19 protein-coding genes are annotated in these 23091 nt (G+C 42.9%); 2 read left to right on the top strand and 17 right to left on the bottom strand.

The window, feature by feature from the left end; all coding sequences use genetic code 11:
* Positions 1–91: 91 nt before the first annotated feature.
* From LIR34_RS09165 to LIR34_RS09110, 12 genes are all read right to left on the bottom strand, one after another.
* Positions 92–1144, bottom strand: a complete 1053-nt coding sequence (locus LIR34_RS09165; RefSeq protein ID WP_022214820.1) for a substrate-binding domain-containing protein — start codon at positions 1142–1144, stop codon at positions 92–94.
* Between the two features lie 38 nt (positions 1145–1182).
* A complete protein-coding gene (locus tag LIR34_RS09160; RefSeq protein ID WP_022214821.1) occupies positions 1183–2160 on the bottom strand; it encodes an ABC transporter permease in 978 nt (325 codons plus the stop codon).
* Entirely contained in the window at positions 2157–3656 is a 1500-nt protein-coding gene (locus LIR34_RS09155) for a sugar ABC transporter ATP-binding protein (protein WP_173902575.1), read from the bottom strand. Before LIR34_RS09155 ends, LIR34_RS09160 begins: the two co-directional genes overlap by 4 nt.
* A 240-nt stretch (positions 3657–3896) precedes the next feature.
* Complete coding sequence (locus tag LIR34_RS09150; protein ID WP_173902573.1) at positions 3897–4931, bottom strand: substrate-binding domain-containing protein; 1035 nt, start codon at positions 4929–4931, stop codon at positions 3897–3899.
* A gap of 5 nt (positions 4932–4936) precedes the next feature.
* Positions 4937–6583, bottom strand: a complete 1647-nt coding sequence (locus LIR34_RS09145) for a response regulator (protein ID WP_173902572.1) — start codon at positions 6581–6583, stop codon at positions 4937–4939.
* A gap of 2 nt (positions 6584–6585) precedes the next feature.
* Positions 6586–8295 (bottom strand): sensor histidine kinase, encoded by a 1710-nt coding sequence (locus LIR34_RS09140; protein ID WP_173902571.1) that lies wholly within the window; start codon positions 8293–8295, stop codon positions 6586–6588.
* A 334-nt stretch (positions 8296–8629) separates the two neighbouring features.
* Entirely contained in the window at positions 8630–10300 is a 1671-nt protein-coding gene (locus LIR34_RS09135; RefSeq protein WP_173902570.1) for an alpha-glucosidase, read from the bottom strand.
* Positions 10301–10303: 3 nt separating this feature from the next.
* Entirely contained in the window at positions 10304–11140 is an 837-nt protein-coding gene (locus LIR34_RS09130) for a carbohydrate ABC transporter permease (protein WP_161283952.1), read from the bottom strand.
* A complete protein-coding gene (locus tag LIR34_RS09125) occupies positions 11140–12036 on the bottom strand; it encodes a carbohydrate ABC transporter permease (protein WP_173902569.1) in 897 nt (298 codons plus the stop codon). Before LIR34_RS09125 ends, LIR34_RS09130 begins: the two co-directional genes overlap by 1 nt.
* 15 nt (positions 12037–12051) lie before the next feature.
* Complete coding sequence (locus tag LIR34_RS09120; RefSeq protein ID WP_173902568.1) at positions 12052–13530, bottom strand: ABC transporter substrate-binding protein; 1479 nt, start codon at positions 13528–13530, stop codon at positions 12052–12054.
* Positions 13531–13734: 204 nt separating this feature from the next.
* Complete coding sequence (locus tag LIR34_RS09115) at positions 13735–14715, bottom strand: LacI family DNA-binding transcriptional regulator (protein WP_161283949.1); 981 nt, start codon at positions 14713–14715, stop codon at positions 13735–13737.
* Positions 14716–14891: 176 nt separating this feature from the next.
* Entirely contained in the window at positions 14892–18650 is a 3759-nt protein-coding gene (locus LIR34_RS09110) for a phosphoribosylformylglycinamidine synthase (RefSeq protein ID WP_173902567.1), read from the bottom strand.
* A gap of 196 nt (positions 18651–18846) precedes the next feature.
* Here LIR34_RS09110 and LIR34_RS09105 point away from each other — a divergent pair, with 196 nt between their 5' ends.
* Entirely contained in the window at positions 18847–19713 is an 867-nt protein-coding gene (locus LIR34_RS09105; protein ID WP_173902566.1) for a LysR family transcriptional regulator, read from the top strand.
* Between the two features lie 89 nt (positions 19714–19802).
* On the opposite strand, the gene LIR34_RS09100 is transcribed toward LIR34_RS09105, so the two are convergent.
* From LIR34_RS09100 to yedF, 5 genes are all read right to left on the bottom strand, one after another.
* The gene (locus tag LIR34_RS09100) at positions 19803–20639 is read right to left on the bottom strand and encodes an Mrp/NBP35 family ATP-binding protein (RefSeq protein ID WP_161283946.1); all 837 of its coding nucleotides are present in this window, start codon (positions 20637–20639) and stop codon (positions 19803–19805) included.
* Between the two features lie 73 nt (positions 20640–20712).
* Positions 20713–21060, bottom strand: coding sequence for a metal-sensing transcriptional repressor (locus LIR34_RS09095; protein ID WP_161283945.1), 348 nt, complete (start codon positions 21058–21060; stop codon positions 20713–20715).
* A 54-nt stretch (positions 21061–21114) separates the two neighbouring features.
* The gene (locus LIR34_RS09090) at positions 21115–21342 is read right to left on the bottom strand and encodes a hypothetical protein (protein WP_161283944.1); all 228 of its coding nucleotides are present in this window, start codon (positions 21340–21342) and stop codon (positions 21115–21117) included.
* Complete coding sequence (locus LIR34_RS09085; protein ID WP_161283943.1) at positions 21339–21575, bottom strand: DUF3343 domain-containing protein; 237 nt, start codon at positions 21573–21575, stop codon at positions 21339–21341. Before LIR34_RS09085 ends, LIR34_RS09090 begins: the two co-directional genes overlap by 4 nt.
* The gene (gene yedF / locus LIR34_RS09080) at positions 21572–22189 is read right to left on the bottom strand and encodes a sulfurtransferase-like selenium metabolism protein YedF (RefSeq protein WP_173902565.1); all 618 of its coding nucleotides are present in this window, start codon (positions 22187–22189) and stop codon (positions 21572–21574) included. Before yedF ends, LIR34_RS09085 begins: the two co-directional genes overlap by 4 nt.
* A gap of 300 nt (positions 22190–22489) precedes the next feature.
* On the opposite strand from yedF, the gene LIR34_RS09075 reads away from it, so the two are divergent.
* On the top strand, positions 22490–23062 hold the full coding sequence (locus LIR34_RS09075) for a xanthine phosphoribosyltransferase (protein WP_161283941.1): 573 nt from the start codon (positions 22490–22492) through the stop codon (positions 23060–23062).
* The last annotated feature ends 29 nt before the right edge of the window (positions 23063–23091 follow it).

The following is a 23091-nucleotide window of genomic DNA, read 5'->3' as shown; positions in this document are numbered from 1 at the left end:
CAGAAAAGCACCACATAATAACATTCCCTCGTTATCCTGCAGTGCTTTTCTCTTTTACCTGAAACTATATTTAATTAATGCAGGATTTCCTTTAGTATGTATTTCCGTCATACTGGTCGAGATTTTCTTCTGTGATGTTGTCGCCGCTTACATAGTAATGTTTTGCAACCTCATCTTCTTTTCCTGCCCAGATAAGTTCTGCACATTCCATTGCTTTGTTTGCGATCGTCTTCGGAAACTGTACCGGTGAGCAGAGGATCTGTCCTTCTTTGATCATATCGATATCATTCTGTGCACCATCGATATCTACTACAGAAATCTTGCCTTCCAGACCTGCTGCCTTGATTGCTGCCGCTGCACCCTGTGCTGTCGGAGAGTTGATTGCAAAGACTCCCTTTACATCCGGATAAGTCTGAAGGAAGGATTCCATAATACTCTGTGCATCTTCTACTACGCCAAAAGCATCCTGGTCTGCTACGATCTCTACATTCGGATAAGACTCCTCGATCACTGACTTAAGACCTTCTACACGCTCACGTACTGCCTGAAGTGTTGACCAGTTGATAACTACGATCTCACCTTCGCCGTCAATGGAATCACAAAGTGTCTGCGCTGCCATTTTTCCCATTGCCACATTATCAGATTCTACAATAGATGCGATCAGATCTTTATCTTCTACGTTGGAATCAATCGCAATTACAGGAATGGAAGCTCTCTCTGCTTCCTGCAGTGCAGGTTTGATTCCATCTTTGTCAAGAGCATCTACAAAAATAACATCTACGCCTCTGGCAACCATCTGTGTGATATCCTCTACCTGTGTGTTGATATCATTTGCCGGGTCAGGTGCGATCACTTCTGCATCAATACCGCCTTTTTCCAGTGTAGCTTTAACACCGTCGATCTCTGCGAGGAAAAATGCATTTGCATGTGTCTGTACAGAAACACCGATTGTTTTGCCTTTGCTCAGTTCGGTAGCAGCAAACGGCAGTCCATCTTCCGCTTCAAGAGGGTCTACATAAACCACATCTTCATCCCCTGCGGCTTCTGCGGTCTCTTCTTCTGCAAATACTGATACTGCGGACACACTTCCCATACTGCATACCATTGCTGCTGTCATTAAAACTGCTACTAACCTTTTTTTCATCCTTGAATCCTCCCTTGTTTGTTTTTTATATTAATTTTTTATTTTTTCTTTATCTGAAGATCAACGAATACTGCCCCGAGAACTACAACGCCCTGACACACATACTGCCAGTAGAACGGCACGTTCATGAAATTCAGTCCACTGCTTAAAAGATCCATGATCAGTGCGCCGATAAAAGTGGCTCCGATTCTTCCAACACCACCACTCATACTGGTTCCACCTACAACTGCAGCTGCAATTGCAGTAAGCTCTGATCCCTGTCCAAGTGTCGGCTGTCCACTGTACAGTCTGGAACAGGAGATAACACCATAGATACCATACAAAAATCCAGCAAATGTATATACGATCCAGATAACTTTTTTGCTGTTGATTCCTGAGAATCTGGCAGCTTCTGCATTTCCGCCGATTGCATATACTTCACGGCCAAACTTTGTCTTATTGAGCAGAACATAAGTGATTGCCAGAATAACAGCTGTATAGATAATCGGATATGGAATCGTATTCATTAAATATCCGTTTCCGATTTCTCCGAAATCACCGGAAATACGAATCGGTGTACCTGCAGAACAGGTGTAGGCAATTCCTCGTCCAATGTTCATGGTTCCAAGAGTTACAATGAATGGTGGAATTTTTGTATTTGCAACGATTCCACCGTTTATTGCACCAAACACAGTTGCGATCAGAACACCTACCAGAAGTGCACCTGCTGGATGCAAACCATTGGAGATCAGGAGTGCACAATAGGTACTTGCACATGCCATCAGCGCACCAACAGAAAGGTCGATACCACCTGTGATAATGATGAGCGTTACACCAAATGCTGCAATACTGTCAAGACTGGTGATTCTTAAAATATTGATAACATTTGCTCTTCCCCAGAATTTAAATTCTGTCAGAAATCCAAATACGAGAAAGATTCCCAGTGCTCCTGCCAGAATGCCTTTATTCAGGTATAAATACTTCATAACCGGATTTTTTGGAACGCCTCCGGAGATTTTTTCCTTCTTTGTTGTCATTTGTTGGCACCTCCTGTTGCATATTTTAATACCAGTTCTTCTGACAGTTCTTCTCTTGCCAGTTCACCTGTCTTCTGTCCTTCATGCATTGTAATCACTCTTGTTGAAAGATTCAGGATCTCCGGAAGTTCTGATGATATGAAAATAATTCCTACCCCTTCTTCTGCCAGCTCTGTGATCATTTTATAGATTTCAAATTTTGCCCCTACATCAATTCCCCTTGTCGGTTCATCCAGAATCAGAATCTTCGGGTTGGTAGCCAGGCATTTTGCAAGAACGACCTTCTGCTGATTTCCACCGGATAACTGCCCTGTAATGTGCGCTGCAGAAGTTGCTTTTGTCCGCATTTTTTTCATATATTTTTCTACGATCTCTGTTTCCTGCTTTTTGTCTGTTTTTACTCCGTGGATCAGTTTGTCCAGAATCGCCAGAACTGTATTAAACCGAATATCCTGTATGAGAACCAGACCCTGTTCTTTTCTGCTCTCAGGTGCCAGAATAATGCCTGCTTCAATTGCTTCCTTTGGATTTGATACTTTAAACTCTCTGCCCTCCAGCCATACGTTATAAGCAGCTCCTTTATCCACACCGAACAAATACCTCATAATCTCTGTTCTGCCGCTTCCCACCAGACCGTAGAAGCCAAGGATTTCACCCTGATGCAGTTCAAATGAAATATCTTTGAGAAATTTCCCATCATCCAGATGTTCCACTCTCAAAAGTTCTTTGCCTTTTGTCAGGTTTACTTCCGGATAAACATCTTTCATTTCACGTCCAACCATGAGACGGATCACATCATCGTAAGTTACCTCCCCAATATTCCTGGTTGCTATGTACTGTCCATCACGGAACACCGTAATCCTGTCTGAGATCTGGAATACTTCATCCATACGATGTGAAATATAAATGATTGCAACTCCCTGATTCTTAAGCATCTGAACAAATTCAAGAAGCTGTACTGTCTCACGCTCGGTAAGAGATGCTGTCGGCTCATCCATGATCAGAATCTTGCTGTCAACCGAGAGTGCTCTTGCGATCTCTACCATCTGCTGCTGTGCTACTGTCAGATTTGCCGGATAATCATTTACGTGGATCACATCCTGAACGCCCAGTCTTTCCAGAACTTTATAAGCATCTGCTTCCAGTTTCCTGTCATCTACAAATCCACTCTTTTTGGATGGCATCCTGCCGAGATAAATATTCTCTGCAACTGTCATATATGGAACAAGACTCAGTTCCTGATGAATAACTGAAATTCCAAGTTCTTTTGCATCACTTACTTTTTCAATTTTTACTTCTTTTCCATTGATAAAAATCTGTCCTTCTGTCGGTGTATGAATTCCCGCAAGAATTTTTATCATGGTTGACTTTCCGGCTCCGTTTTCTCCGAGAAGTGAATGGATCTCTCCTTTTCTCAGATCAAACTGGATCTTATCCAGAGCTTTTACGCCGGAAAAGTGTTTAGAAATATTTTTCATTTCCAAAATAGTTTCCATACTCACACCCCATACATTTCACTTTTCTTCTGTTGCTCATGTTGTTTTCCGTTTCGTTTTTGTTAATCAAATTATAGCAGGCTGACCACTTTAATCTATCTTCCACTTTTGGTTTTTGTTTGTCATTTTTGTTTTTATAAAGCAAAAAAACAGTAATGTTTTTGGTGATTTTCACCATATCGCATTACTGTTCATTGTTAAATTTGTTTTATTTTATTGTCTTTTTTATCTGTTTTCTGGTTATTTTTTGTCCTGTTCCAAAATCTGTCTCATCGTTTCGATATAGTCTCTTGCTTCTCCCGGACGGCTTCTCGACAGAAGAATTCCCGGAATTACAATTTCAGATTCATAATCCTTTCCCATCAGATATCTGCACAGATTTTCCATGGAACGTTCCCCAAGCTGTACCGGATCCTGACCACCAAGTGCCTGCAGGATATTATCATCATCCAGCATCATGTTCACCAGCTGCTCCGTAATATCAATTCCAAACACCGGAATCTTCAGTCCCGCATTCTGCACCGCCATAACGGCTCCGACTGTACCGCCTTCGTTCGCGCAGAAGATCATATCCAGATCCGGATTGGCATCCAGCACTTCTTTGACAATTGGTGTCGATGTACTTGCATCCCAGGCATCCACATCCTGAACAACATCAATCAGACTCTGTGTCATGGACAAAAATCCTCTCGTCCGGCTTTTACTGGTATCCGGAAGCAGTGCACTGAACTGGATGATTGCAGTTTTTGGCTTCCTGTCCGGAAAATTTTCCCGGATATACTCTGCACATTCTTTTCCAACCATCTGTCCGATATTGTACTGGTTCGCTTCGCAATATCCTGTCAGCCATTTACTTTCCATGCTCAGATCCACAGAATAAATGTCAATTCCCTGTTTTGCCGCATTTTCCAGACCTGCAAGCGATCCCGTCGGACTGACCGGATAAATGCAGATTGCATCCACTTCCTGCTCCATATAGTCACTGAGCAGTCGTGTTTCCCTTTCCAGTTCTCCACCGCTCTGCCCTTCAATGACGGTTGCCCCATATTTTTCTGCTGTAACGCGCATGGCAGTCTGCATTACTTTTTCGGTCTGATCTTCCAGAAGAATTACAGATGCAATTGTCGTCCCTTTTAAATCATCATTTTTCTCTTCATTTGCCAAATTTTCTGTATTTTCGTTTTTCATCTCCTGTATCCGGACTCCCCAGATCAAAGCGACAGTAATACCAATGACAGCCAAAAACAGAAGCCCTATTTTCTTTCTTTTTTCCATTCTTATCACTTTCCTGTGTATTCATCTTTTACCGCAGAACGCATCTGCCGGAATGCAGATGGTGTCAGTCCTTCTTTTTCCTTAAATATGGTCGAAAAATACTGTACATTCGTGTACCCTACCGCCTCAGCAATATCGTACAGCTTCATATTTGTCTGAGTCAGCATCATTTTTGCTTTTTCTACCCTTACATTGATCAGATAATTTGAAAAAGTGCATCCCATCTGTTCGTGAAAAAGTTTGCTGAAATACGAAGTATTCATAAAAAAGCGGCCGGCAATATCCCTGGTGGACAATGCTGTATTGTAATTTTCTTCTACATACTGCAGAACCTGATCAATCATCCAGTGCTTTCTTTTCCCGTTGTTTTCCTGATAGACTTCTACAAGTTTTTCGACAAATTTTCTGAGGCAGTCCCACATTTCCGTTACAATCGTATCGCTTCCAATATAAATCAGCTCCCGCATGACAGTCATGCACTGCATCGCCAGTTCATCTGCATACGCCTCGCACTCCGGAAGACATGCTCCTGCAATCCTGTTAATAAAATTCATATAAAACAACTGCAGTTTCATCATATCTGCACTCTGCAGACGTCTGGAGGAACTTTGCAGCATCGCCTGAAGTTCTGTCTGTGCTTTTTCTGAATCTCCATTACGGATTTCTTTAATCAGCAATTTAAAATCATATTCTCCATAAACATCATCAAATCTGGTATTCAGTTCCTGCTCTGTCTCCTGATTACGAAGTGCCAGGATTCTTTTTTCTTCGGCACGTTTCTCTTTAATCTTCTTCTGTGCCATTTCATAAGATCTGTGGATTCCGGAAAAATCATCAGTCACATCTCCTGCTGCCATAAACAGTGATATATTCAGTTCCTTCTGCAATGCCTCAAGAATCAGCTGAACCCAGTTTTCTACCCGCTCCATGAACTTCGCTTCCAGATCATCCCCGAATAAAAGCAGTACGATCTGGCTTCCTCTCATATAAAGATACTGACATTCATAGCAGTCTTCCTGAAGATTTCGTCTGAGCCACTGGTACACAGACCACATATCTGATTTCACTTTATCATTCACAAAAAAGGTATGCTCTCTGACCTGCATATTCACAACTGCTGCCGACTGAAATGGAAAACCTATTTCTTTCCTGCTTAATTTTTGCAGAAGTTCTTCTGTTCGTTTTTCTGAAGTTTCAAAAATCAGATCTTCATAAATATGTTCCATCAGCATTTCAGATGCCGCTGACTGTTTATCAAACACTGTTTCTTTATTTTTTTCTTTTTTCAGTTCTTCCACACAGCGTTTGACGCTATCCAGCAGTTCTTCTTCATCCACCGGTTTCAGAAGATAGTTTATTGCACCCATGCGGAGTGCTCCCTGTGCATATTCAAAATCATCATACCCACTTACTACGATCATTTTGGAAAATATGGAGTTTTCATTTAATTTTTTCATAAGATCAATTCCAGACAGTTCCGGCATTCTGATATCTGTAATCACAATATCCGGTTTTTCTTTCAGTGCGATTTCCAGTGCTTCGCCTCCATCTTCTGCCTCATAAACTTCTGAAATCCCATATGATGACCAGTCGATTGTCGATACCAGCCTTTTTCGTAGCCATAGTTCATCTTCTGCAATTAACAGCCGCAATATCACACAACTCCTTTCTCCACTTCAGAAATATTTTCCAGTCTGATTACTGCTGTGGTTCCCTCTCCATAAGTACTTCGGATCGTAAGCCCGGAACGTTCCCCATATTGAAGCTGGATCTGATAATTCAGATTTCTGAGTGCATATCCTTTGTTTCCCATAGAATTCTCAAAAGTATTATCACATATCTTTTCGTTCAGTTTTTCCAGCTCCATTTCACTCATCCCAATTCCATCATCTTTTACGGTAATCTGTACACAGTCTTTTTCTTTTAAAGCAGTTATTTCTATCTTCCATTTGTCACTCTTATTTCGAAATCCATGAATTACCGCATTCTCCACCAATGGCTGCAGAAGGAACTTCGGAACCGCCAGTTCTTCCACTTCCGGATCGATATCATACACAAATGTGATCTTATTATTGACCCGCACATTCTGTACTATGATATACTGCTTTGACAGTTCAAACGCTTCTCTGAAGGTTACGATCCGCTTTCCTCCTGATACTGCGATCCGGAAAAATTTTGATAATGCCATAACAAGCTGTGCAATTTCTTCCTGCTTGTTGATTTTTGCAATGCTGTACGCAGATTCCAGTGAATTGTACAGCATATGCGGATCCAGTTCTGTCTGAAGCATCTGGATCGTTGTCATTGTAACTTTGTCCTTCTGTTTAAGAGCTGCCCTCGCTATATTACATACACGTTCTGTCATCCTGTAAAATTCGTCACTGACTTCCATATATTCATCTGCCTGTCGTCCTTGTTCCGGTTTTTGCAGTACATCCGGAACTTTATTCTCCGAAACCTGTTTTTCGATATCATGAAGAACCGATAGCATTCTCTCATTTCTCTTTTCTATCATTGCATTTACAGTCCAGGCTGCACCAAAGGCCACTGCTGTCAGAAATACAAATGCAAAAACTTTGATTTCATCTGGAAAACCATTTTCTGACAGAATTTTTCCTGCATCTGTCACACTCACATAATACCAGTTATTTGCTGCAGAATAGTTCCAGTTTAATATGTAATTTCTTCCATCAATTTTCAGTTCTCCTATCTGTTCATCTTCTTTTGATGTGATATAGTTTATGATATCTGTATAGGGATCTTTGACTTTTTTGAAATCCTGCTGCTCTTTGGTACTTACTATATTTCCATAAGGATCCAGAATTGCAAGCCAGGTCGGCTGAATCTGAAAATTTGCAGACAAAAGCCTGTTGATATAACGCTCATCCACGCAGGCAGTCAGATATAGTTCGTTGCCTTCTTCGTCACGAATTTCATAATTTCGCACCAGATCATAATCATTAAAATATTTTCCCAATGTCGGATTGCAGATAATGTTCTGATAGGGTGTCGCAATTCCCCATTTACCCACTTCTGCCTGATAACAGTCCATCGTATTTGACAGAACATTTGGAAAAAAAGTAGCATCAGATACCAACAGCAGCTGCCGATATGGGTAATAAAGATAAAATCCAGAAAATCCGCCGACATTATATGTCTCATCCAGCAGAGAAGTATAGGTAGAAAAAGTTTTCTGCACCAGAGAGTAAATATCAATATCCCTGCATTTCAGGTCAGGAATCATCACCACATTGTTCTGTTCCATTGCAAATTTTAACGATACACCCGCATCAGAAACTGCATCCAGTTTTCCTTCTACAGATGCCATGTTTTCTGTCAGCGTATGCTGAATATCTTCTGCCATGGACTGTTTTGATTTTTCCTGTGAATTCTGATATAGAATATAGGAAATCAACATACAGGGAATAACCAGGGCAATCCAAAAAATTATAAACAGTCGAATTCTGAATTTATTTGGTCTTTTCTTTTTATTTTTCATTCTCTTCCTTTAACATTTGTGCACTATTAGTTTACATATGTATAATATCATTATCCCAATAACATTTCAACCGTTATACTTTTTCCAATTAATGGATAAAACACCAACATCCCCTAATACGTCAGGCAAAAAAGGCAGATCACATCAATTCCAGAGGAATCGACATAATCTGCCTTTTCTGTATATCTATCATATAATTTTATCTGCGGCGTACCATGACTGCCTGGTAAGGATTCAGGGATTTCTGGCTAGTTTCGCTGTAGTTATTGCAGAGGATCTCGCCCTCTGCGATGTCTGCCTGCTGGGTTTCATCAGACATATTGATCCAGATCTGGATCTTTTCACCGTTTTCTGCGATACGCTCAAAAGCGATCACAGACTCCACCGCATTCTCAATCTCACGGACTTCACCGTAGATCAGGCATTCGCGGTTGGCTTCATCCTTGCGGACCTGAATCAGATTTCGATAATAATACAGAAGAGAGTTTTTATCCTGGCTCTGCTTCTCTGCACAGATGGATGCATAGTCATCATTGCATTTAAGCCATGGTGTTCCGGAAGTAAATCCACCATGTTCTTCCTCATTCCACGGGAATGGCATTCTGCTGTTGTCGCGGCTTCTGTCATTGGCAAATTTCAGGGACTGTGCTACATCAAAACCTGCCCGTAAAGCTCTTTGATACTGATCCCTGGTATTCAGATCGTCGTATTCTTCGATACTGTTGAATGTACCATTTACAGAACCAAGTTCTTCTCCCTGATAAATAAATACAGTTCCGCGAAGTCCCATCAGCAGGGCTGCAAGGGCACTTCCCTGAAGGAATCTTAAATGCAGATCATCTTTCGCAGCAGCTTTTTCACGGAAATATTTATTGAGCGAGCGGGACTGGTCATGGTTTTCCAGATAGATGGCACCCCATCCCTGTGTCTGCACACTGCACTGGCTTCTGAATAGAAGTTTCTTGAGATCTCCAAAAGTCCACGGAGCCTGGTTGTACCAGTTGGAACCCGGAAGGAGGTCAATATCTGCATAACTGAAATCAAATACCATAGAAAAATATCCGTCTTCTCCGATAAACTCGGACAGGTTTTCATATGGGACTCCCGGAGCCTCTGCAACCGTCATGATTTCCGGATTTCTAAGACATTTATGGTTCATTTCCTGAAGAAATTCACGGATTCCTTCCTGGTTCTGTCCTGTCTTTTCTACTCCGATCAGACCATCTGTATTATCTGGCTCATGTGATACCAGAGAATCTGCCTTTTTAATATAAGTGATCGCATCAAAACGAAATCCACTGACTCCTTTTTCCATCCAAAAATTCAGGATGTTGTAAACTTCTTCCCGAAGCTGCGGGTTCTCCCAATTGAGATCAGGCTGGCTCTTGTCAAAGGTGTGATAATACCAGGTATCTTCTCCCACATTCTCCCACACAGAACCGCCGAAGCAGCTTCGTGTGTTGGAAGGACATTCTTTGGACTGCACAAACATATAATAATCTCTGTACTTTGAATTTGGATCCTTCAATGCCTCCTGAAACCATTTATGCTGGTCAGAGCTGTGGTTCAACACCATGTCAACGATAACACGAATACCGGATTCGCCTGCTTTTTTGAGAAGAAGTTCCATATCTTCCATCGTTCCGAAGCAGGGATCTATTCCATAATAATCAGCAACATCATATCCATTATCTTTCATGGGTGACGGGTAAAAAGGACAGATCCAGATAAAATCAATTCCCAGTTCTTTCAGATAAGGGAGTTTTTCCACAATTCCTTTTATGTCTCCGATTCCATCACCGTTTGTATCTTTGAAACTTTTCGGATAGATCTGATATCCTACTGCTTCTTTCCACCATATTCTTTTCATAAATTACCCCTTTACTGCTCCTGCTGCGATTCCTTCGATGATATTTTTCTGAAGGAAAATGAACACGATCAGGATTGGAATGACACAGATTAATACTGCCGGGAAGATGAGTTCCCATGGATTTCCGTACTGTCCGGAAAGGCTCTTTGCATAATACAAGCTTAAGGTCAGTGTCTTGCTGTCATTGTTTCCGATAATCAGAAATGGAAGAAGGTAATCATTCCAGATCCACATGGCATTTGTGATCACAACCGTTGCAGTGATTGGTTTTACCAGTGGGAATACAACATTGAAAAACAGCTGAAAGATATTTGCACCGTCGATAACCGCCGCTTCTTCCAAAGAAAGCGGAACGCTCTTAAAAAATCCATGATACAGAAAGACGGTCATACTCAGTCCGAAGCCGCCATACATCAGGATCAGTCCGAAGGTATTCTTAAGTCCCAGTGCTTCCATCAGGTTTACCAGCGGATACATAACGGACTGGAACGGAATCAGCATTGCTGCGGTAAAGCAGAGGAACAGAAAGCTGCTTGCTTTGGTCTTGTTTCTTACCATCATCCAGGCAGTGAGGGATGAGATCACAACGATCAGTGCTACTGCTACCACCGTGATGATAAGTGTGTTTACTACAGATTCTCCAAGTCTGATCTGTGCTGCCGCATTCTTGAGATAAGAGAAATCAAAAGAAGACGGAACGGAGATTGGAGATCCGACAATTTCTTTCTGACTCTTGAATGAGTTCACGATCAAAAAGTAGATTGGGAATAACGTATAAATACTCAGAAGAATCAGAATTGCATACATTACGCCCTGTTTTATTCTTTTGTTTGCAGTCATTATGCCTCAATCTCCTTTCTCTTAGTAACAATAACCTGAACGATGGACACAACAGCGATCAGGATAAAGAAAATAACCGCCTGTGCCTGTGCCATACCGTAGTTTGGCGGTGTGTTTTCTCTGGTTGTCAGAAGGATCTGCAGAGAAAGCATTCTCGTGCCGAAGTCTCCGCCGGTGAGGGCAAGGTTCTCGTCCAGCATCTTGAAGCTGCTGGAAAGTGTCAGGAAAAATACGATTGTAAATGCCGGCATCAGCATCGGAACTGTAATATGACGGAATTTCTGCCATGCAGTTGCACCGTCGATGGAAGCAGCCTCATAGAGGTCTTCCGGAATGTTATTGAGACCGTTGAGATAGATCAGCATCAGATATCCGGCTGTCTGCCAGGTTGCCATGATTGCCATGGCAAAAACTGCTTTATTTGGATCCTGGAGCATATCGCACAGGAATGGAATATGAATCGGTGAATCCTCACCAAACAGCATCAGGGAGTATACATTCTGGAAAATGAAACTCCAGATAAAGCCCATTGCAAGTCCTCCCAGAAGGTTCGGGAAGAAAAATACGGTACGGAAAAATCCTTTGCCTTTACCGACTTTTCTTACCATCAGTGCCATTCCAAGGCTTATGATATTTTTGACTACGACAGCTACAATCGTAAACTTAATGGTATAGATAAAAGAGGTGATAAACTTCTGTGAATGGAACACTTTGATATAGTTTTTGAATCCTACCAGTGCGCCATACCAGTGCTCAGAACCTTTGAAATAGGAACCTCTCCATGCTGTAAATGAGTACGCCACACCCATGATAAATGGTACCAGAATAACCACAACGAACAGGATGGCCGCCGGAATATTCAATATCTTGAACCATTTTTTGTAATATTTCTCCATGTTTCTCTCCCTTCCTTACCATTCATCCATGCCGGATTTCCAGTATGAAATACATTCATCCGCAATATCATTTAATTTATCTTCGGACCATGGATCCGGATTTGTGAACAAATCTTCCATGATATATTTTCCGTAGCTTTCCAGCCCCCAGGAGGATGGTGCCGCATCAAACGGGTTTGCCAGAATACAGTTATCACGTTTATAAGTGATCAGATCGTTGGACAGTGGGTTCTCCAGTACTGTGTCCTCGTCGGCATTGAACGGTACAAATGCAAATTTATTTACAATGTAATCCAGGCCTGTCTCTGAGGTATTCAGCCAGAGAAGGAAATCTTCTGCATCTTTCTTTTCCTGCTCGGTAGCTTTCTTGTTAACAATGTAATACTGAGATACGAACTCCGGAACAGAACGGTTCATCTGATCCACTGTCAGCCCGTCCACATGAATATCATCATCAGAGAAATTCAGCTTCATCGGAAGCATGACCAGACGTTCCGCAACCTCTGGGGCAATATTCGCAATATTGCTGTAAGTCCAGTTTCCGTTTTTTATAAAGATTGCTTTGCTTTCTGCAAAGGTCTGTACTGCCTGGTCATAACCGGTCACGGTAGAATTGATGAACTGTGATCCTCTCTTTGTTGCCCCTTCCGGTCCTGCTGCATAATTGGAAAGGAAATCCAGTTCCTCTAAGGATTTCACGATGGAGGATTTCATCAGATCTGCTTTGTCCGGGGCGGATTCACGTACATCGTAAACATTCTCATATACGGTACTGATCGGATAGTTTCCGAAATGATTTCCGTATGTCCATTTCTCTGCACCTGCGATGGAAAAGACTCCGTTCAGATTCTCGGTAAGATCTGTTTTATCGGACTGTGTCTTGTAGCTGCTGCCATTCAGAGTAAAGCTCTCAGATCTGCCATCGTTGATGTAATCATTCAACGCCGTAACCATCTGCTGGAATTCTTCATAGTCTGCTTCTTTGTAATCTGCAATAAATGCATCCAGGTCTGTCGTTCCAAGAATGTCCTCCAGCATCTGACGATCTGCGATCAGGCCATATCCCTCGATGTTGTATGGGATTCCATAGTTTCCTTCACCCTCAAACTGAAGTTTCAGGGCATCCGGTACACTCTCATACAAGGCCTTGAGTTCTGGATTAGAAATCTCATCGACTCCTTCCGCATATCCTGCCGATTTCCATTCCTCAAAGGCAATCGCATTAGAAGAAAATACCGTCGGATATTTCTTTGATTTCAATTCGGAACGCATAGTCTCAGAACCTTCTGTTGTTCCTACTGTAAACACTTTCACTTTCTTACCGGTCTGTGCTTCGTATTCATCAGCCAGATCGTTCAGACTATCTGCAATCTCTGATTTCTGGTTAAAAAAGTACACATCATAATCCTTATTTACCTTGCCGCAGCCGGTCACGGTGACCGCAGCTGTACCTGCAAGCAGACACACGCCAAGTGCCTTTATGGATCTTTTCATCTCCCGTCCTCCTTTTGTGTTTCGTTTTCTGTTTCTTGAAACATGTTTCATAATAGTTATTTTTTTAGGCACAGTTTCTGTAACTGAACTATGCCTTGTTTCTTGAAACATGTTTCATTCGTTGTTATTAAACTACCACATTTTTGATCTGAAGTCAATCCTTTTTATTGTTTTGTTGAGAAACTTTTGGGAACTCCTATAATATCATGTCGTGCTTCCCTTTTTGAGTTCCACCGGGATCGTGATGTATCTTTCCTGTGGCATCTCTCCATCGATCAGCCTGAGAATCGTATCAACAGCCCTGTTTCCTATCTCGTGTAACTGTTGGTGGATCGTGGTGATCTCCATAATATTGGTTCTGGAGACATACGTTCCATCATAGGCGATCACGGCAAACTCCTCCGGAACTTTCTTTCCAATCTTCACAGCAGCCTTGAGAAAAGCACTTGCCGGCATATCTGCTGCCATGATACCATCAATCTCCGGGTTTTCTTTCAGAATCAGACTCGCCATCTCAAAGTAATTCTGGAAGTCAAAGGAGTTCCACTTGATATCCACTTCCCGGGTCTGAATGCCCTCTCTTTCCAGTGTTTCCCTGAGTGCCCGGTGACTCTTGTAGGAAAGAACCCTGTCCGTATCCGCCTCACTTCCGATATGGAGCACGTATCTGCATCCACTTCGAATAAATTCCTCCGCCGCAAGCCGTCCTCCCATCTCATGATCAGACACAACCACCGGTACCTCATCATTTACATAATAGTCCAGCATGACCAGCGGCTTCCCGAATTCTGCATAAGCTTCCGGTTTCTGATTGTTTACACCCATGATCACTCCATCCACGATATTGGAACGGAGTATCTTCATGTATTCTTTTTCTCGCTCCGGATCATCTCCGGTACTGCACAGCATGAGTTTACAATCGTTTTTGTACAGTTCGTCTTCGATATGTCTCGCCAGTGAAGAAAAATACGGATGACGGATATCCGGAACCAACATTGCCACGATTCCTGCCTTCTGCTTGAACATACTCCTTGCCAGTTCATTGGGAATATAATTCAGTTCCTTCATAGCCTGTTCAATCTTCATCCGCGTCTCAGGTGCTACATTTGCTGTCCCATTCAGCACTCTGGAAACCGTACATGCTGCCACATTTGCCCTTTTTGCTACATCACGAATACTTGCCATTTGTTCACTTCCTGTCCTGATTCTTTATATGATCCTGTTTTTTATACTATAAGCATTTTTATATTATGAAACATTTTTCATTCTACCAGTACGATACCGAATTTTTTTATTTTCGTCAAGACACAAATTAAGCCCCCGCCATATAAGCGAGGGCCTGATTGATTTACTAACTCTGATTATTTAAAGTACTCTACACCGGACTCGAAGATCTGGATATCCTGCTCGCCGTAGATGTTGACAGCCACACCGTCACCGCGGCGTTCGCTGTGTGCCATCTTACCGAGGATACGTCCGTCAGGGCTTGTGATACCTTCGATATTCATGTAGGAACCGTTTACATTCCATTCTTCGTCTGCACTAAGTTCGCCAGTTGGAGTTACATACTGGGTTGCAACCTGTCCGTTTGCAAACAGTTTTGCAAGCCATTCATCGTTGGCAACAAAACGTCCTTCACCGTGGGATGCAGGGTTGCAGTATACTCCGCCAAGCTGTGCTTTCTGAAGCCATGGAGACTTGTTGCTGACAACCTTGGTGTAAACCATCTTGGAGATATGACGTCCGATGGTGTTGAAGGTCAGTGTCGGAGAATCTTCTTTCTGTCCGCAAATCTCACCGTATGGTACAAGACCAAGTTTGATCAGGGCCTGGAAACCATTACAGATACCAAGTGCAAGACCGTCTCTCTCATTGATAAGCTTCATGACTGCTTCTTTGATCTTTGCATTCTGGAATGCAGTTGCAAAGAATTTTGCAGAACCATCCGGTTCATCACCAGCGGAGAATCCGCCAGGGAACATAATAATCTGTGCCTGGTCGATTGCTTTGGTGAAGAGTTCCACGGAATCGTGAATGTCTTCTGCTGTCAGGTTCTTGAATACTTTGACATCAACCTCTGCTCCTGCACGTTCGAAAGCACGTGTGCTGTCGTATTCGCAGTTTGTTCCCGGAAATACAGGAATGAATACACGAGGTTTTGCAACTTTATGTTTGCATACATAAATGTTTTCTGCGTGATACAGTTCATCCTTTGCCTGTTTTTCGTTGTCTTCACCGGAAGCTGTCTTGAAGACTCTTTCGAGAGTTCCTTTCCATGCTTCTTCAGCTTCTTTTTCTGTAATCACGGTATTGCCGTAGGAGAATTTACCGTCATCTGTAACTTCACCGATCAGTGTATAGGTAATGGAAAGTTCTCCAACTTTGTCTGCCGGAACTTCCATGATGATATCGCCAAATCCTGGTGCAAAGAAGTCTCTTGGATCCAGATTGTGTTCGATCTTCACTCCGAGTGCGTTACCGAATGCCATCTTGGAAACAGCAGCTGCAATACCATGACGATCCAGTGCGTAAGCGGAAACAACTTTTCCATCCTGGATATCGTTGTGGAGTTTTTCGTACTGATCCATGATTCCAGCGTAATCCGGAAGATCGTACTGATCACGCGGTGCACGGAGCCATACAAGTTTGTTTCCTGCTTTTTTGAGTTCAGGAGTGATCACATCCTGGATCTTAGCTACATCAACTGCAAAGGAAACAAGTGTCGGAGGTACATCGATCTCGTTAAAGGTACCGGACATACTGTCTTTACCACCGATGGACGGAAGGCCAAATCCCATCTGTGCCGCATAAGCACCAAGGAGTGCAGAGAATGGCTGACTCCATCTCTTTGGATCTTCGGTCATACGACGGAAGTATTCCTGGAATGTGAAGCGGATCTTCTTGTAATCACCACCTGTAGCTACGATTCTTGCTACAGATTCTGTTACTGCATAAGCAGCTCCGTGATATGGACTCCAGGATGAGAGATATGGGTCAAAGCCGTAGCTCATCATGGTAACTGTATCAGTCTTTCCGTTCTGTACCGGAACTTTAGCAACCATACTCTGAGTCTCTGTAAGCTGATACTGACCGCCGTATGGCATAAATACGCTTCCTGCACCGATAGAACCGTCGAACATTTCGACAAGACCTTTCTGGGAGCATACATTGAGGTCAGCAAGTGTCTCCAGCCATTTTGCCTTAACATCGGCAACGTCTGGTCTTTCTTCGAAGAGGTTTCCTTCCTTGTTCGGAATTTCAACCTCTACTGTTGTTTCCTGATGTGCTCCATTAGTATCAAGGAATGCACGGGAAATATTTACGATTTCTTTGCCTCTCCATGTAAGAACAAGGCGTGGCTCCTCGGTAACGACTGCAACCGGGATTGCTTCGAGGTTTTCTTCGTTTGCAAAGCCAAGGAATTTGTCAACATCTTTCGGATCTACAACAACTGCCATACGCTCCTGGGATTCAGAGATTGCAATCTCTGTTCCGTCAAGGCCGGCATATTTCTTCGGAACTTTGTCAAGATCTACGCGAAGTCCGTCTGCAAGCTCACCGATGGCAACGGATACACCGCCTGCACCAAAGTCGTTACATTTTTTGATGATATAGCTGACTTCTTCACGTCTGAACATACGCTGGATCTTACGTTCTGTAGGTGCGTTACCTTTCTGTACTTCTGCACCGCAGACTTCGATGGAAGCTTCTGTATGTACCTTGGAGGAACCTGTTGCACCACCGATACCGTCACGGCCGGTACGTCCGCCAAGAAGGATGATAATATCTCCCGGATCGGAGTTTTCACGGATAACGGCACGTCTTGGAGCTGCACCCATAACGGCACCGATCTCCATACGTTTTGCAACATAATCCGGATGATAGATTTCTTTTACATAGCCTGTAGCCAGACCAATCTGGTTACCATAGGAACTGTAACCATGAGCAGCTCCTCTGACAAGTTTTTTCTGAGGAAGTTTTCCTTTCAGAGTTTCTTTGACAGATACTGTCGGGTCAGCAGCACCGGTTACACGCATTGCCTGATATACATAAGTACGTCCGGAAAGCGGATCACGGATCGCACCGCCAAGACAGGTCGCAGCACCACCAAATGGCTCGATCTCTGTCGGATGGTTATGTGTCTCATTCTTGAAGTTGATGAGCCACTCTTCTTCCTTTCCGTCTACGTCTACCGGAACAACGATACTGCAGGCATTGATCTCATCGGACTCTTCCTGATCAGCCAGTTTGCCTTCGGATTTGAGTTTCTTCATTGCCATAAGAGCAAGATCCATCAGGCAGACAAACTTGTCGTCGCGGCCTTTGTAAAGGACTTCTCTGTCAGCAAGATATTTCTCGTATGTTTTTACGATTGGTTCTTTGTAATCTCCTTCATCAAACTTCACATCGGTAAGCTCTGTGGAGAAGGTTGTATGACGGCAGTGATCGGACCAGTAAGTATCCAGTACACGGATTTCGGTCATGGAAGGATTACGTTTCTCTTCATTTTTGAAGTAGTTCTGGATGTGCTGGAAATCCTTAAATGTCATTGCAAGATTCAGGGAATCGTACAATGCTTTAAGATCTGCTTCTGACATTTCTTTGAATCCGTCAAAAATCTTAACATCTTCCGGTTCCGGGAATACGGCAACGAGTGTCTCAGGTTTCTCAAGTCCTGTCTCACGGGAGTCTACCGGGTTGATACAGTGATGTTTGATGGCATCAAATTCTTCGTCTGTTATATTTCCTTCTATTACATAAGTAGTTGCAGAACGGATGATCGGCTGTGAATCTCCATCAAGGAACTGTACGCACTGTACAGCAGAATCTGCTCTCTGGTCGAACTGACCCGGAAGATATTCTACAGAAAAGATTCTGGAACCTTCTGCTGCCTCAAATTTCTCAAGATAAAGATCATCTACCGGCGGCTCTGCAAATACGGTTCTGCATGCTTTTTCAAAAACTTCATCTGAAATATTTTCTACGTCATAACGGATCAGCACTCTGACATTGGATGCTGTTTTGATTCCGAGATAGCTGCTAATCTCATGTTTTAATTCTTTTGCCTGTACGGCATAGGCTGGTTTCTTTTCTACATAAACGCGTCTTACGTTACTCATAAGAAACTCCTTTCAGATAATATTCATTCGTTGTTTTGTTACTGTTTACAGAAGTTCTCCGTAAACAGTAACTCTGGTGTTTGGGATAGAATAGTTGTTTTTTTACAATATCTATAGTATCATAACAAATATCATTAGTAAAATTAATATATCTTATATTATTTATTAGTTACAATAATCAATAAGGAGAGAATCTATGGATATCAATCTTGAATTATACAAAGTTTTTTATTATGTAGCTACGACCTTAAGCTTCTCGGAGGCCTCCCGTCAGCTTTTTATTTCCCAGTCAGCCGTAAGTCAGTCTGTCAAGACTCTGGAAAAAAAACTTGGACACACCCTCTTCATCCGAAGTACCAAGAAAGTCCTTCTCACACCTGAGGGGGAGCTTCTTCTCCGGCATGTCAAACCTGCCATACAGATGCTGGATGAGGGGGAATCTCTTCTTTCAGGAGATACTCTTAAAGGACAGCTCCGCATCGGAGCCAGTGATACGATCTGCCGTTATTTCCTGATCGAATATTTCCGTAAATTTCACCAGGCTTATCCGGATGTCCGGGTCAAAGTCACAAACAGCACCTCGATCGGCTGTGTGGAACTTCTCGAAAAAGGACAGGTTGACCTGATCGTATGTAATTCGCCCAACTCCCGGCTCGGAACTCACACCCGCGTCCAGATATTAAAGGATTTCCATGATATTTTTGTCGCTGATCCAAACTGCTTTGCCTTCAGACATCTGCCCTGTTCGTTCAGTGATCTCATGCAGTATCCGATCCTGATGCTTTCTTCCAAAAGCACCACCAGCGAGTATCTGTATCACACGTTTGCACTCCATGATCTAAAACTGTTGCCGGAAGTTGAACTCAACAGCAACGATCTTCTTATGGATCTTGCCCGTATCGGTCTCGGTATTGCCTGTATTCCGGACTATATGCTGAGCCCGGCAGATTCGCTGAAACCGATTCCCATGACAGAGGTACTTCCTTCCCGACAGCTGATTATGGTTCAGAATGACAATCTGCCGGTTTCCCAGGCGGCTGAACGATTTCTTGAGTTATTCTGAAAAACAGAGCCGAGTTTTTTTGCACAAAAAATCCCCGATGGTCACCAAAGAAGTTCTCTTCTGTGACTGTCGGGGAGCTCATTGTAACCTTATTTCGGCATTACTTCGATTGCCTTTTCGATATACTCATTATTGATCTGGGCAAATTCTCCAGAATCTGCCTTGGATGCATATTCCATGTCGATCGGCATCTTGCCTACAACCGGAATATTCAGCTCAGCAGCGATCTCATCGATATGACTCTCACCAAAAATCTTGAGTTCTTTGCCGCAGTCCGGGCATTTTACATAACTGTAATTCTCTACGATTCCAAGTACCGGGATCTTCATCATTCCGGCCATGTTGTATGCCTTCTTCACAATCATCTTGACCAGATCCTGCGGTGAGCTTACAATTACGATTCCGTCGATCGGAAGAGACTGGAATACGGTAAGCGGTACATCGCCTGTTCCTGGCGGCATATCTACAAAGAGATAGTCGATCTTGTCCCATACTACATCTGTCCAGAACTGTTTGACCATGTTTGCAAGAACAGGTCCTCTCCAGATAACCGGAGTGTCCTCTGTCGGAAGCAGGAGGTTGATGGACATAACCTTGATGCCATTTGCAGTTTCCATCGGATAGATTCCATTGTCATCTGCCTGAGCTGCACCGGTAAGTCCATACATCTTCGGAATGGATGGTCCTGTGATATCCGCATCCAGGATACCTACCTTGTAACCCTTTGCTGCCATCGCGTTTGCAAGAGATCCTGTAACGAAAGACTTACCAACGCCGCCCTTACCGCTGACAACACCGATCACGTGTTTTACATCAGAAAAAATATTTGCCGGTACAAGGAAATCCTGTGGATTGCTCTTGCCCTTGCTTGCACATCCTTCACAGCTTGACTTATCACATGAGCTGTTGTTGCATTCTTTTGCCATTTTGTATACTCCTTTATTTTCCGGTCATGGAGCCTGTCTACCGGGCTGCACGGCCTGTATTTTCCAGTTATCGCTATTTCATAAAACGGTCAATCGCACGTTCCAGTTCCTTAATGGCATCCTTGTCACCGTGCTCTACCGCATCCACAATACAGTGTTCAATATGATCCTGAAGGATGATTTTACCTGTATTATTGATAGCTGATTTGACTGCTGAAAGCTGAATCAATACCTCGGAACAGTCCCTTCCGCTCTCGACCATTCTCTTGATAGATTCCAGATGACCGATTGCTCTGGAAAGCCTATTCAAAACCGATTTTGTCTGTGCATGGCTGTGATGATGACCATGTTCTCCATGGGAATGTTCGACTACAGTCCCATCTTCCAGTACATGCACATGGGTTTCCTTTGTTTCACTCATGTCTGCTCCTCTCAGGTGTAAATATAATCCCAAAATCACATTATAACACAGCCGCTAAATCTCTGTAAAGGAACATCTCTGTTTTATCTGTGATGTTGTGATATCAAAGACAATGGTCCCATCGGCGAGAACCGTCTTGTCATAGGAGACATCCTTTCCCTGAAACTTCTTTCTGATATATTCCTCCGGGTCTTTGATTTCTACTTCCTCTACAAATACATCACGCATCTGATTTCTGGGACATTTATTAAAAATCTCCCAGATCACCTCGTATTCTTTCATAATTCCAGACTCCATTTTCCCTCAATCTCATCTGCAAATTCTGCTTCTACTGCCGCCAGTTCTCCTTTCTGTTCCAGCGGCACAGCCCATGCAAGGCCGCAGCTTGCAGAAATTTCTCTTGGTACGGGAAGCAGTCTTCCTGCAATCCCATTCTGTTTACAGTATTTCTCTACTGCCATAGCACCGCTTGTGCTGTAAAAAGTCAGAAGATATCTCGGAATCTTTCTGATCATGGTTTCACTACTTTGGACGCTTTTGCAAGAGTTTCTACGATATCATACATATTTGTAACTTCTCCGACCTTAAGCTTATCTGTCAGTCCATAATAGTTCAGACAGGTTCCACAGGTTTTGATCTCCACGCCCTGTGCTTCCAGACTCTTTATATCGTCAAGAGAATCTGAACCCTCTGTCGTCAGAGTTGCACCGCCATTATAAAAAAGAATGGTCTTTGGAAGCTTTTCAAGCTGAGTCACTGCAAAAATAAATCCCTTCATCAGGACTTTTCCCAGTTCATCATTTCCTCTTCCCATGATTGCGGTATCTACCGCGATCACAAAGTCACCCTTGACATCCGGGATACATTCTGCGGTTTCTTCTCCTCCTTCAGTTGGTTTCCGATCTTTTACACGAATGACAACCTGAAATTCATTGTCGGATTTTTTCTCTGAAAGTACTTCTGCCCCTGCATGTTTCCCCATTCTGGTGAGATTCTGCACTGCGGTCTCATTATCCACCAAAACTGTGATCTCAGCATCTCCCAGAATGCCATCCAGAACCTTCTTGGTCCTGACAACCGGGATCGGACACTGTTCGCCTCTTGCATCTACTGTATATTTCTGTTCCATAAGAGCAACCTCCCTGTATTCATTTTGCGATACTTTCCTGCATTTACATTGTTTTTATTGTACCAGACCTTCTGTTTTTTTGCAAATCTGCCTTCCACACAATCTCCGGCTTTTCTTTCATAAGAGAATACCGCCTTCCACATTCATAGCGAAACATCTCGCGGAATATTATCTGTAAACATTAAACAAACTTTTTATTTCTTTATAAAAATTTGTCGAAAAGAATTGAACTTCTTCCAAGAATAGAGTATCATAAATATAATTTTACATAAACGAGAATTTAGTTAAAGGAGATAAAACATGCAGCTTTTAAAAGACCGTATACTGAAAGACGGAATTGTAAAACCAGGAAATATTCTGAAAGTAGACAGCTTTCTGAATCATCAGATGGATATTGACCTTATCAATGAGATTGGAAAAGAATTCAAAAGACGTTTTGCAGACTGTCCGATCACCAAAATTCTTACAATCGAGGCATCCGGTATCGGAATCGCATGTATCGTGGCACAGTATTTTCATGTACCTGTAGTCTTTGCCAAGAAGGCACAGAGCCTGAATCTCGATGGAGAGATGTACTGTTCCAAGGTAGAATCTTTTACTCACAAGAAGGTTTACGATGTTATCTTATCCAAGAAATTCCTTGGACCGGAAGATCACGTTCTCCTGATCGACGATTTCCTTGCCAACGGATGTGCACTGCTTGGTCTGCTTGATATTGTCAAAGAATCCGGTGCAACTCTTGAGGGTGCCGGAATCGTGATCGAGAAAGGCTTCCAGCATGGCGGCGAGAAGATCCGTGAGATGGGCGTTCGTCTGGAATCTCTTGCGATCATTGATTCTATGACCGATGATTCTCTTACCTTCCGTGACTGATCCTCAACGCAGTTTCCATATCCATGTAC

Origin of the sequence: Blautia sp. MSK17_66, assembly GCF_020538025.1 — a bacterium.
Lineage (GTDB): Bacteria > Bacillota > Clostridia > Lachnospirales > Lachnospiraceae > Blautia_A.
Note: the sequence above shows the minus strand (reverse complement) of the source record. Positions and strands in the feature narration are given on the sequence as shown.

Bases quoted from the DNA above. Each gene is read 5' to 3' on its own strand.
- LIR34_RS09165 (WP_022214820.1), bottom strand. From the start codon at position 1,144: ATGAAAAAAAGGTTAGTAGCAGTTTTAATGACAGCAGCAATGGTATGC.
- LIR34_RS09160 (WP_022214821.1), bottom strand. From the start codon at position 2,160: ATGACAACAAAGAAGGAAAAAATCTCCGGAGGCGTTCCAAAAAATCCG.
- LIR34_RS09155 (WP_173902575.1), bottom strand. From the start codon at position 3,656: ATGGAAACTATTTTGGAAATGAAAAATATTTCTAAACACTTTTCCGGC.
- LIR34_RS09150 (WP_173902573.1), bottom strand. From the start codon at position 4,931: ATGGAAAAAAGAAAGAAAATAGGGCTTCTGTTTTTGGCTGTCATTGGT.
- LIR34_RS09140 (WP_173902571.1), bottom strand. From the start codon at position 8,295: ATGGCAGAAGATATTCAGCATACGCTGACAGAAAACATGGCATCTGTA.
- LIR34_RS09135 (WP_173902570.1), bottom strand. From the start codon at position 10,300: ATGAAAAGAATATGGTGGAAAGAAGCAGTAGGATATCAGATCTATCCG.
- LIR34_RS09130 (WP_161283952.1), bottom strand. From the start codon at position 11,140: ATGACTGCAAACAAAAGAATAAAACAGGGCGTAATGTATGCAATTCTG.
- LIR34_RS09125 (WP_173902569.1), bottom strand. From the start codon at position 12,036: ATGGAGAAATATTACAAAAAATGGTTCAAGATATTGAATATTCCGGCG.
- LIR34_RS09120 (WP_173902568.1), bottom strand. From the start codon at position 13,530: ATGAAAAGATCCATAAAGGCACTTGGCGTGTGTCTGCTTGCAGGTACA.
- LIR34_RS09115 (WP_161283949.1), bottom strand. From the start codon at position 14,715: ATGGCAAGTATTCGTGATGTAGCAAAAAGGGCAAATGTGGCAGCATGT.
- LIR34_RS09110 (WP_173902567.1), bottom strand. From the start codon at position 18,650: ATGAGTAACGTAAGACGCGTTTATGTAGAAAAGAAACCAGCCTATGCC.
- LIR34_RS09105 (WP_173902566.1), top strand. From the start codon at position 18,847: ATGGATATCAATCTTGAATTATACAAAGTTTTTTATTATGTAGCTACG.
- LIR34_RS09100 (WP_161283946.1), bottom strand. From the start codon at position 20,639: ATGGCAAAAGAATGCAACAACAGCTCATGTGATAAGTCAAGCTGTGAA.
- LIR34_RS09095 (WP_161283945.1), bottom strand. From the start codon at position 21,060: ATGAGTGAAACAAAGGAAACCCATGTGCATGTACTGGAAGATGGGACT.
- LIR34_RS09090 (WP_161283944.1), bottom strand. From the start codon at position 21,342: ATGAAAGAATACGAGGTGATCTGGGAGATTTTTAATAAATGTCCCAGA.
- LIR34_RS09085 (WP_161283943.1), bottom strand. From the start codon at position 21,575: ATGATCAGAAAGATTCCGAGATATCTTCTGACTTTTTACAGCACAAGC.
- yedF (WP_173902565.1), bottom strand. From the start codon at position 22,189: ATGGAACAGAAATATACAGTAGATGCAAGAGGCGAACAGTGTCCGATC.
- LIR34_RS09075 (WP_161283941.1), top strand. From the start codon at position 22,490: ATGCAGCTTTTAAAAGACCGTATACTGAAAGACGGAATTGTAAAACCA.